General features: G+C 65.6%; 8 protein-coding genes. 6 read left to right on the top strand and 2 right to left on the bottom strand.

Annotated elements, in window-relative coordinates; translation table 11 throughout:
• The 3 genes from NAV27_RS10875 to NAV27_RS10865 all read left to right on the top strand — a co-directional run.
• Positions 1–2,969 (top strand): hybrid sensor histidine kinase/response regulator (locus tag NAV27_RS10875; RefSeq protein WP_256055300.1); only part of this gene is annotated, 2,969 nt, incomplete at its 5' end.
• Positions 2,962–4,011 (top strand): chemotaxis protein CheB, encoded by a 1,050-nt coding sequence (locus NAV27_RS10870; protein ID WP_102829190.1) that lies wholly within the window; start codon positions 2,962–2,964, stop codon positions 4,009–4,011. The genes NAV27_RS10875 and NAV27_RS10870, both read left to right, overlap by 8 nt.
• Positions 4,008–4,478 (top strand): chemotaxis protein CheW, encoded by a 471-nt coding sequence (locus tag NAV27_RS10865; protein WP_102829090.1) that lies wholly within the window; start codon positions 4,008–4,010, stop codon positions 4,476–4,478. The genes NAV27_RS10870 and NAV27_RS10865 overlap by 4 nt, the downstream gene beginning before the upstream one ends.
• Positions 4,479–4,509: 31 nt before the next feature.
• On the opposite strand, the gene NAV27_RS10860 is transcribed toward NAV27_RS10865, so the two are convergent.
• Positions 4,510–5,226: a 16S rRNA (uracil(1498)-N(3))-methyltransferase gene (locus tag NAV27_RS10860; RefSeq protein WP_102829089.1), complete on the bottom strand. Its 717-nt coding sequence runs from the start codon at positions 5,224–5,226 to the stop codon at positions 4,510–4,512.
• 99 nt (positions 5,227–5,325) lie between these two features.
• Complete coding sequence (locus NAV27_RS10855) at positions 5,326–6,732, bottom strand: adenosylmethionine--8-amino-7-oxononanoate transaminase (RefSeq protein ID WP_102829088.1); 1,407 nt, start codon at positions 6,730–6,732, stop codon at positions 5,326–5,328.
• 164 nt (positions 6,733–6,896) lie between these two features.
• Between NAV27_RS10855 and NAV27_RS10850 the strand changes: the two genes are divergently transcribed.
• From NAV27_RS10850 to NAV27_RS10840, 3 genes are all read left to right on the top strand, one after another.
• Complete coding sequence (locus NAV27_RS10850; RefSeq protein WP_054094375.1) at positions 6,897–7,451, top strand: cytochrome b; 555 nt, start codon at positions 6,897–6,899, stop codon at positions 7,449–7,451.
• A gap of 24 nt (positions 7,452–7,475) precedes the next feature.
• The gene (locus tag NAV27_RS10845; protein ID WP_102829087.1) at positions 7,476–8,051 is read left to right on the top strand and encodes a YceI family protein; all 576 of its coding nucleotides are present in this window, start codon (positions 7,476–7,478) and stop codon (positions 8,049–8,051) included.
• 285 nt (positions 8,052–8,336) lie between these two features.
• Complete coding sequence (locus tag NAV27_RS10840) at positions 8,337–9,464, top strand: efflux RND transporter periplasmic adaptor subunit (RefSeq protein ID WP_102829086.1); 1,128 nt, start codon at positions 8,337–8,339, stop codon at positions 9,462–9,464.
• Positions 9,465–9,477 lie beyond the last annotated feature (13 nt).

The following is a 9,477-nucleotide window of genomic DNA, read 5'->3' as shown; positions in this document are numbered from 1 at the left end:
TCGAAGCCGAAGCCGAAGCCGAAGCCGAAGCCGAAGCCGAAGCCGAAGCCGAAGCCGAAGCCGAAGCCGAAGCCGAAGCCGACCTGGGAGACCCGCAAGCACCAGATGCGGTCGAGGTGCTGGACGAAGCCCTACCGGTGATCACTGAGGACCTGCACGACGAACCCGATCCGGAGCTGGTCGAGATCTTCCTCGATGAAGGTTTCGACATCATGGAGAGCGTTACCGCCGGCTTGCAGCGTTGGATGGACGACGTCGACAACAGCTTCGAGCTGGAAGCGCTGCAGCGCGACCTGCACACCCTGAAGGGTGGCGCACGGATGGCCGACAGTCGCGCGATCGGCGATCTGGCGCATGAGCTGGAATACCTCTACGAGGGGCTGTGCGCCGGCAAGTATCGGGCTACCGCGCAACTGTTCGCGCTGTTGCAGGCCTGTCACGACCGTCTGGCCGAGATGCTCGACGCGCTGCGCTCCAGACGCCCGCAGCCGGATGGCACGGCGCTGATCGAGGCGATCCGCGCCTTTCGGAACAACCCGCAGCAGCAGCTGAATGCGCCCAGCAGCATTACCCTGAAGGCCGCTGAGGAAACAACGGCGCCTGAATCCGACGCCTCGGAAATTCTCGACATCTTCGTCGAGGAGGCCGATGACCTGCTCGAGGAAATGGAAGCGGCGCTTGGCCGCTGGGACGCGCAGCGCGACGACGCTGCCCCGCTGGCGGACATGCTGCGCGTGCTGCATACGCTCAAGGGCGGTGCGCGGCTTGCTGGGCAGGCGCGCCTGGGCAACATGGCGCATGACCTCGAACAGCACCTGAGCGAGGCCCGGCAGCTGGGCGCGCCGTGGCCGGACAGTCTGTTCCTCGATGTGCAGCAGGGCTACGACGGCCTGCTCAAGGAGGTCGAACAGCTCCGGGCGCTACTCGCTGCAGAGATATCGCCGGACCCGGTGACCCAGGAGATCGTGGAGGAAGCGACGGATGTCGTGACCCCGTTGCCTCTGGCGCAGCCCATCGTCGCGGCCAGCGTGCGTCCCGTGGCCAATGTTGCGCCGGCGAAGGTCCTGCCGTTCGTCCAGCGCGCCCGGCAGGCGGCGCAGGATGCCGCGGCGCGGCGCGCTCCGCAGGAGCTGGTCAAGGTCCCGGCTGAGCTGCTCGAGGGGCTGGTCAACCTGGCAGGCGAGACCTCGATTTTCCGCGGCCGGGTCGAGCAGCAGGTCAGCGATGTCAGCTTCACCCTGAGCGAGATGGAAGCGACCATCGAGCGTGTGCGTGACCAGTTGCGCCGTCTGGACACCGAAACCCAGGCCCAGATTCTCAGCCGCTACCAAGCCGAGGCGGAGCGTGCCGGCTACGATGATTTCGACCCGCTGGAAATGGACCGTCACTCGCAGCTGCAGCAATTGTCGCGCGCGCTGTTCGAGTCGGCGTCCGACCTGCTGGACCTGAAGGAAACCCTTGCTGCACGCAACCGCGACGCCGAGACCCTGCTGCTGCAGCAGGCGCGGGTCAACACCGAGTTGCAGGAAGGCCTCATGCGCACCCGCATGGTGCCGTTCGAGCGTCTGGTACCGCGCTTGCGGCGTATCGTCCGGCAGGTTGCCGGTGAGCTGGGCAAGCAGGTGGAGTTCCTCGTCGGCAACGCCACCGGTGAGATGGACCGCAGCGTACTCGAGCGGATCGTGGCGCCGCTGGAGCATATGCTGCGCAACGCCGTCGACCATGGCATAGAGTCGCAGCAGGCGCGCCGCGCGGCGGGCAAACCCGAGCAGGGCATCATTCGCCTCGACCTGGCACGCGAAGGCGGCGACATCGTTCTGACGTTGAGCGATGACGGCGCCGGTATCAACCTGGCGGCCGTACGGCGCAAGGCCATCGAACGCGGCTTGCTGGCGCCGCAGAACGATCTCACCGACCACGAGATCCTGCAGTTCATCCTCGAAGCCGGCTTTTCCACTGCCGAGCGGGTGACGCAGATTTCCGGTCGCGGCGTCGGCATGGACGTGGTGCACTCCGAAGTGAAGCAGCTCGGCGGCTCGATGAGCATCGAGTCGACGCAGGGTCAAGGCACGCGCTTCCTGATCCGCCTGCCGTTCACCGTGTCGGTCAATCGGGCACTGATGGTTTATTCCGGCGAGGATCTCTATGCGATCCCGCTGAACACCATTGAAGGTATCGTGCGTGTTTCGCCCTACGAGCTGGAGGCCTACTACCAGCCGGATGCGCCGCGTTTCGAGTATGCCGGGCAGACCTATGAGCTGCGCTATCTCGGCGAGTTGCTGAACAATGGGCAGCGGCCCAAGCTGGTCGGCCAGAGCCTGCCGCTGCCGGTGATTCTGGTGCGTTCGAAGGAGCACAGCGTCGCGGTGCAAGTGGACAGCCTGGCCGGCTCGCGCGAGATCGTGGTGAAAAGCCTGGGGCCGCAGTTCGCGGGCGTGCACGGCATTTCCGGCGCGACCATCCTCGGTGATGGTCGGGTGGTGGTGATTCTTGACCTGCTGGCGACCATTCGCGTACTTCATGCGCACCTGCTGACCCAGCAGCGGCCACAGCAGCTGCCACAGCTGCCGGAGATAGCGGAAGTCGAAGCCGATCGCCCGCTGCTGGTCATGGTGGTCGACGACTCGGTCACCGTGCGCAAGGTCACCAGTCGCCTGCTGGAGCGTAACGGCATGAACGTGCTGACCGCCAAGGACGGTGTCGACGCCATCACCCAGCTACAGGAGCGGCGTCCCGATATCATGCTGCTGGATATCGAGATGCCGCGCATGGACGGCTTCGAGGTGGCGGCGCTGGTGCGCCACGACGAGCGTCTCAAGGACTTGCCGATCATCATGATCACCTCGCGTACTGGCGAGAAGCACCGCGATCGCGCCCTGGCGATCGGTGTCAACGAGTACCTGGGCAAGCCGTACCAGGAATCGGTGTTGCTGGAGCATATCCAGCGACTGGTACATGCCGATGTCTGACGCCGCCGCCCGCATCGCCGTCCTGGCCGATACCTCGCTGCAGCGCCATGTGCTGCAGCAGGCGCTGGGTGCCAGTGGCTATCGGGTAGTCCTCAATAACGATCCGGCGCGGATGGAACTGGCCGATCTGGACGTCACCGAGGCCGATCTCTGGCTGGTGGACCTGGCGCAGACCGAGGATTCGCCGCTGGTCGATGCGCTGCTCGAACGCGACAGCACGCTGGTGCTGTTTGGCGAGGGACATGCGCCGGAGCGCAGTTCGGAGAACTACCCGCGCTGGGAGCGCCGACTGTTCGGCAAGCTCAAGCGATTGGTCGGCGATCCGGCCGTAGCAGTCGGTCCGCGTCTCGGCGCGCTCGACGGCGATTCAGCGCGCAGTGGACAGCTGACCTTGCCCGGCGCGCTGGCCGACCATCCGGCGACTGCCGGCGAGGTGGCGCCGCGGGTGTGGCTGCTGGCGGCCTCGCTGGGCGGGCCGGAGGCGGTCAAGGCGTTTCTCGATGCGCTGCCGGAGGGGCTGCCGGTCGGGTTCGTCTACGCCCAGCACATCGAGGCAAGTTTCGAGGCGGCGCTATCCCAGGCGGTCGGCAGGCACAGCAGCTGGGCGGTCCGGCAGAGCAGGGTCGGCGATCACATTCGCTGCGGGGAAGTGGTCATCGCGCCGATCACGCAGGAGCTGGGCTTTGACCCCGATGGCCTGATGCGCAGCAGCGGCCGCTGCTGGCCGGAGCCGTATAGCCCGTCGATCGATCAGATGATGCTCAATCTTGCCCAGCACTACGGCGACCGCTGCGGTGCCATCGTCTTCAGCGGCATGGGTAGCGACGGCAGCGCCGCCGCGGCCTATCTGCTGCGCCAGGGTGGCCGGATCTGGACCCAGCGCGCCGATTCCTGTGCCTGCTCAAGCATGCCGGACAACCTGCGCGAGGGTGGCTACAGCTCATTCACTGGTGATCCGCGCGATCTCGCGCAAGCCTTGGTCAACCATCTTGCGGAGCAGGCACGCCTGGCCGCTACGTCCATCGAAAGGGATCTGTCATGAGTCAAGCGGTCGTCTCCCAGGAAAGCCCCGTCAGCCTCACCGGCCTGCTGGTGCCGCTTGCCGATCGCACCCTGCTGGTGCCGAACGTCGCAGTGGCCGAGCTGATTCCCTATCGCACGCCGCAGGCGGTGCCGGGTGCGCCGGCGTGGTTCCTCGGCCAGGTGCAGTGGCGCGACCTCAACCTGCCGCTGCTGTCGTTCGAGGCGGCGTCTGATGGTGCGGCCCAGGTCGGCGCTGGTGCGCGGATCGTGGTGCTCAATGCGCTCGGCGGTCGGGAGCATGTGCGTTTCATCGCGTTGCTGGTGCAGGGCATCCCGCGTTCGATCAAGGTCGATGCAGACCTGGCGCGCGCCGAGCTGGCGCTGGCGCCGCTTGAGCTGGATGCGGTGGAGCTGGGGGATGTGCAGGCGCGCATTCCCGATCTGGTCGGGCTTGAGCAGTGTCTGGCGGATGCCGGGTTGATCTGAAGCGCGGTGCAGCCGGTGCCGTCGGCACCGCTCAGAAATCGCCCCACAGCTGCTGAGCCACGCTCAGCGCCACAACCGGGGCCGTCTCGGTGCGCAGCACGCGCGGGCCGAGCCGTGCGGCCTGGAAGCCGGCCTGCTGCGCCTGCTCCACTTCGTGTTCGCTGAGCCCGCCTTCCGGGCCGATGAGAAACGCCAGCGTACGCGGTTGCGCATGGCTGGTCAGCGGCGCGGCCACTGGATGCAGGACCAGCTTCAGCTCGGCCTCGACCGGCAGCCAGTCGCCGAGCAGCTGCGGTGGATGGATCGTCGGCACCACCGAACGCCCGCACTGCTCGCACGCGCTGATGGCGATCTGGCGCCAGTGGGCCAGACGCTTGTCGGCGCGTTCGTCGTTCAGCCGGACTTCGCAGCGCTCGCTGATCAGCGGGGTGATCTGCGCCACGCCGAGTTCGGTGGCCTTCTGGATCGCCCAGTCCATACGTTCGCCGCGCGACAGGCCCTGGCCGAGGTGGATCCGCAGCGGCGACTCGGGCTGGCCGGCGAGCTGTTGGCGCAGCTCGACACGAACCTGTTTCTTGCCTACCTCGACCAGCTCGCCGAGATATTCCTGGCCGCAACCGTCGAACAACTGCACGGCGCTGCCGCTGGTCAGACGCAACACGCGACCGATGTAGTGCGCAGCGGTTTCGGGCAGTGCGTGCGAGCCGAGGGCGAGCGGGGCGTCGATGAAGAAGCGGGATAGGCGCATAAGGGCAGCTGCAAGCGGCAAGTTGGAAGCGGCAAGTCTAAAGCATCGCTGGTCTGACTCGCAGTGCTGCGTTGCTGGAAACCTGCCACCGCCAGAGGGCTAGCCCGGATCGTGGAAGTTGCTCGGGGCGCCGGGTTGCAGCGCCACGCTGACCGCCGCGCGGGTGGCGATATCGATGCCTTCGCTGGCGACCTCGGCGAGGAAGTCGATCTGTTCCGGCGTGATGGTGTAGGGCGGCAGGAAATACACCACGCTGCCCAGCGGCCGCAGCAGCGCGCCGCGTTCCAGCGCGTGCTGGTAGACCTGCAGGCCGCGGCGCTCCTGCCATGGGTAGGCGGTCTTGCTGGCCTTGTCCTGCACCATCTCGATGGCCAGCGCCATGCCGGTCTGACGCACCTCAGCAACGTGCGGATGCTCGGCGAGGTGCGCCGTGGCGCTGGCCATGCGCGCGGCCAGCGCCTTGTTCGCCTCAATGACGTTGTCCTCGGCAAAGATATCCAGCGTCGCCAGGGCCGCGGCGCAGGCCAGCGGGTTGCCGGTGTAGGTGTGCGAATGGAGGAAGGCGCGCAGGGTCGAGTAGTCGTCGTAGAACGCCTGGTAGAGCCGGTCGGTGGTAAGCACTGCGGCCATCGGCAGGTAGCCGCCGGTGAGCGCCTTGGACAGGCAGAGGAAATCCGGGCTGATGCCGGCCTGCTCGCACGCGAACATCGTGCCGGTGCGGCCGAAACCGACGGCGATCTCGTCGTGAATCAGGTGCACCTCGTAGCGGTCGCAGGCTTCGCGCAGCAGCTTGAGGTAGATCGGGTGATACATGCGCATGCCGCCGGCGCCCTGGATCAGCGGCTCGACAATCACCGCGGCGACCTCCTCGTGGTGCTCGGCGAGGGTCTGCTCCATGTGCGCGAACATGTTGCGCGAGTGGTCTTCCCAGCTCATGCCTTCTGGCCGCAGGTAGCAGTCCGGGCTAGGCACCTTGAGCGTGTCGAGCAGCAGCGGTTTGTAGGTGTCGGTGAACAGCGCGACATCGCCCACCGACATCGCCGCGACCGTTTCGCCGTGGTAGCTGTTGGTCAGGGTGACGAAGCGCTGCTTGCGTAGCCGCCCGCTGTTGCGCCAGTAGTGAAAGCTCATCTTCAGCGCGACTTCGATGCCGGTGGAGCCGTTGTCGGTGTAGAACACTCGCTCCAGGCCCGGAGGGGTGAGCGCCACCAGACGCTCGGACAGCTCTACTACCGGCTGGTGGCTGAAGCCGGCGAGCATCACGTGCTCCAACTGGTCGAGCTGGTCCTTGATGCGCTGGTTGATGCGCGGATTGGCATGGCCGAACACGTTGACCCACCAGGAACTGACCGCATCGAGGTAGCGCTTGCCGTCGAAATCCTCCAGCCAGACGCCCTCGCCGCGACGGATCGGAATCAGCGGCAGCTGCTCGTGGTCCTTCATCTGCGTACATGGATGCCAGAGCACGGCCAGGTCGCGGCGCATCCAACTATCGTTCAGGCTCATGGGGTCCTCCTCTGATCTGCGCGCAGCCTAACAGATGGCTGCATCGGGCAAGCCGACGCGGTGTTCTGGTTATCGAATATCTGAATTGTTTAGAGCGAATTTATGCGCGCTTTTCCGATAGGTAAGCCGGTAGGCTTGTTCCACTTTCAACTGGGAGCTTGACGATGCAGTGGCGCAACACTTCCCGCAATTACGGTCTGACCAGCATCCTGCTGCACTGGATCGGCGCGCTGGCGGTCTTCGGTCTGTTCGGTCTGGGCCTGTGGATGGTTGGGCTGAACTACTACAGCAGCTGGTACCGTACCGCCCCGAATATCCACAAGAGCATCGGCATCCTGCTGTTCTTGCTGATGCTGGTGCGGCTGCTGTGGCGCTTCCTCAGCGCCGGTCCGACGCCCCTGGCTTCGCACGGCGCGGCGACTCGGCTGATGACCCGTCTGGGCCACGGGGTGCTCTATCTGGGCCTCTTCGCGGTCATGCTGTCTGGCTATCTGATTTCCACCGCCGACGGCCGGCCGATCAGCGTCTTCGGCTGGTTCGAGGTGCCGGCGCTGCTGACCTCGATTCCCAACCAAGAGGATGTTGCCGGCCTGGTTCATGAATACCTCGCCTGGGGACTGGTCATTCTGGCCGGCCTGCATGGCCTGGCAGCCCTTAAACACCACTTCATCGACCGCGATCCGACCCTGCTGCGCATGTTCGGCCGCGCCGATGCCTGACTCGACTCACCAAGGAGACACATGATGCTGAAGAAAACGCTCACCGCACTCGCCCTGAGTTCTGCGCTGCTCGCCGGCCAGGCAATGGCCGCTGACTATGTCATCGACAAGCAAGGTCAGCATGCCTTCGTCAACTTCAAGATCAGCCACCTGGGTTACAGCTGGCTGTGGGGCACCTTCAAGGACTTCGACGGCACCTTCAGCTTCGATGCCGCCCAGCCGGAAGCGAGCAAGGTCAGCGTCACGCTGAAGACCGCCAGCCTCGACAGCAACCACGCCGAGCGCGACAAGCACCTGCGTAGCGAGGACTTCCTCAACGTGGCCAAGCACCCGACGGCGACTTTCGAGTCCACCTCGGTCAAGTCGACCGGCGAAGGTACTGCCGATATCACCGGCAACCTCACCCTCAACGGCGTGACCAAGCCGGTGGTGATCGCCGCCAAGTTCATCGGCGAGGGCGATGACCCCTGGGGTGGCTACCGCGCCGGCTTCGAGGGCAGCACGACGCTCAAGCTGAAAGATTTCGACATCAAGATGGATCTCGGCCCGGCTTCGCAGACCGTGGATCTGATCATTTCGGTCGAGGGCGTGCGTCAGTAAACGCGCGACGAGATTGACCCGAACGCCGGCTCTCTGCCGGCGTTCTGCGTTGTGGTGGCTCGTTCGGCGCGCGGCGGCAGAGTGATCGAAGCGTAACGAATCGAAATGCTCGCAATGGTCTACGCCTACTCGTACGGCCGGTTTTGCGCCACCCTGTAGCGTTGTCCGGCAGGCGGTTTTTTGTGTTTACAAACATCTTTGAACGTAAGTATATTCCGGACCCTGCCATTCGAATCTGCCGGGTGTCCGCTGCCTTGGCCTGTCCGTCCTCAAGAGGTTCTTTCCATGTCACGTAAGTCAGCCAATGCCGCCGCCCTGGTTTCACTCGTTGCCGCGGCATTAATGCTGGGCGGCTGCCAGGAGGAATCGGCGGCGCCGGCGGCGAAACCGACGCCCAAGGTCGGCTTCGTCACGCTGCAGGCCGAGCCGTTCGCACTGACCACCGAGCTGCCGGGACGTGCTCGCGCGCACCGGGTCGCCGAGGTGCGTCCGCAGGTCAACGGCATCATCCAGAAGCGGCTGTTCACCGAAGGCAGCGAAGTGAAGGCCGGGCAGCAGCTCTACCAGATCGATGCGTCGGTGTACGAGGCCACGCTGAAGAGCGCGCAGGCCAGCCTGGCGTCGGCCAAGTCGCTGTCCGACCGCTACGGGCTGCTGGTCGAGGAGCAGGCGGTGAGTAAGCAAGCCTATGACGAGGCGCGCGCGGCGAGCCTGCAGGCCGAGGCGAATCTCGAGCAGGCGCGCATCAACCTGCGTTACACCAAGGTGCTGGCGCCAATCTCCGGGCGTATCGGTCGCTCGGCGGTAACCGAGGGCGCGCTGGTCAGCAATGGCCAGGCGCAGGAACTGGCGACCATCCAGCAGCTCGATCCGATCTATGTCGATGTTACCCAGCCGGCGCGCGATCTACTCGCTCTGCGACGCGACCTGGCCGAAGGCCGTCTGCAGAAGGCCGGCGATGATGCGGCCAAAGTGACGCTGACGCTGGAGGACGGCACCCGCTATGCGCACGAGGGCAAACTGGAGTTCTCCGAGGTGTCCGTCGACTCCACCACCGGGTCGGTGACCCTGCGTGCGGTCTTCCCCAACCCGGATCGCATCCTGCTGCCGGGTATGTTCGTGCATGCGCAACTGGTCGCCGGGCTCAAGAGCGAAGCGATCCTGGCGCCGCAGCAGGGCGTGACGCGCAATCCCAAGGGCGAGGCCACCGCGCTGGTGATCGACGCCGAGAACAAGGTCGAGCTGCGCCAGGTCAAGACCGATCGTGCCGTCGGCAACCGCTGGCTGATCGCCGAAGGACTCGAGGCCGGCGACCGCCTGATTACCGAGGGCCTGCAGTTCATCCGCCCGGGTGACCAGGTGGAGCCGGCTCCCGCGAGCAATGTCACGGCTGCCCAGCCGCAAGCCAACTGAGGCTGAGGCCGAG

This window comes from Stutzerimonas degradans (assembly GCF_024448505.1).
Taxonomy (GTDB): domain Bacteria; phylum Pseudomonadota; class Gammaproteobacteria; order Pseudomonadales; family Pseudomonadaceae; genus Stutzerimonas; species Stutzerimonas degradans.
This window is presented reverse-complemented; position numbering and strand designations above follow the sequence as displayed.

Coding starts and splice junctions, on each gene's coding strand:
- NAV27_RS10865 (WP_102829090.1), top strand. CDS start 4,008: ATGAGTCAAGCGGTCGTCTCCCAGGAAAGCCCCGTCAGCCTCACCGGC.
- NAV27_RS10850 (WP_054094375.1), top strand. CDS start 6,897: ATGCAGTGGCGCAACACTTCCCGCAATTACGGTCTGACCAGCATCCTG.
- NAV27_RS10855 (WP_102829088.1), bottom strand. CDS start 6,732: ATGAGCCTGAACGATAGTTGGATGCGCCGCGACCTGGCCGTGCTCTGG.
- NAV27_RS10845 (WP_102829087.1), top strand. CDS start 7,476: ATGCTGAAGAAAACGCTCACCGCACTCGCCCTGAGTTCTGCGCTGCTC.
- NAV27_RS10840 (WP_102829086.1), top strand. CDS start 8,337: ATGTCACGTAAGTCAGCCAATGCCGCCGCCCTGGTTTCACTCGTTGCC.
- NAV27_RS10870 (WP_102829190.1), top strand. CDS start 2,962: ATGTCTGACGCCGCCGCCCGCATCGCCGTCCTGGCCGATACCTCGCTG.
- NAV27_RS10860 (WP_102829089.1), bottom strand. CDS start 5,226: ATGCGCCTATCCCGCTTCTTCATCGACGCCCCGCTCGCCCTCGGCTCG.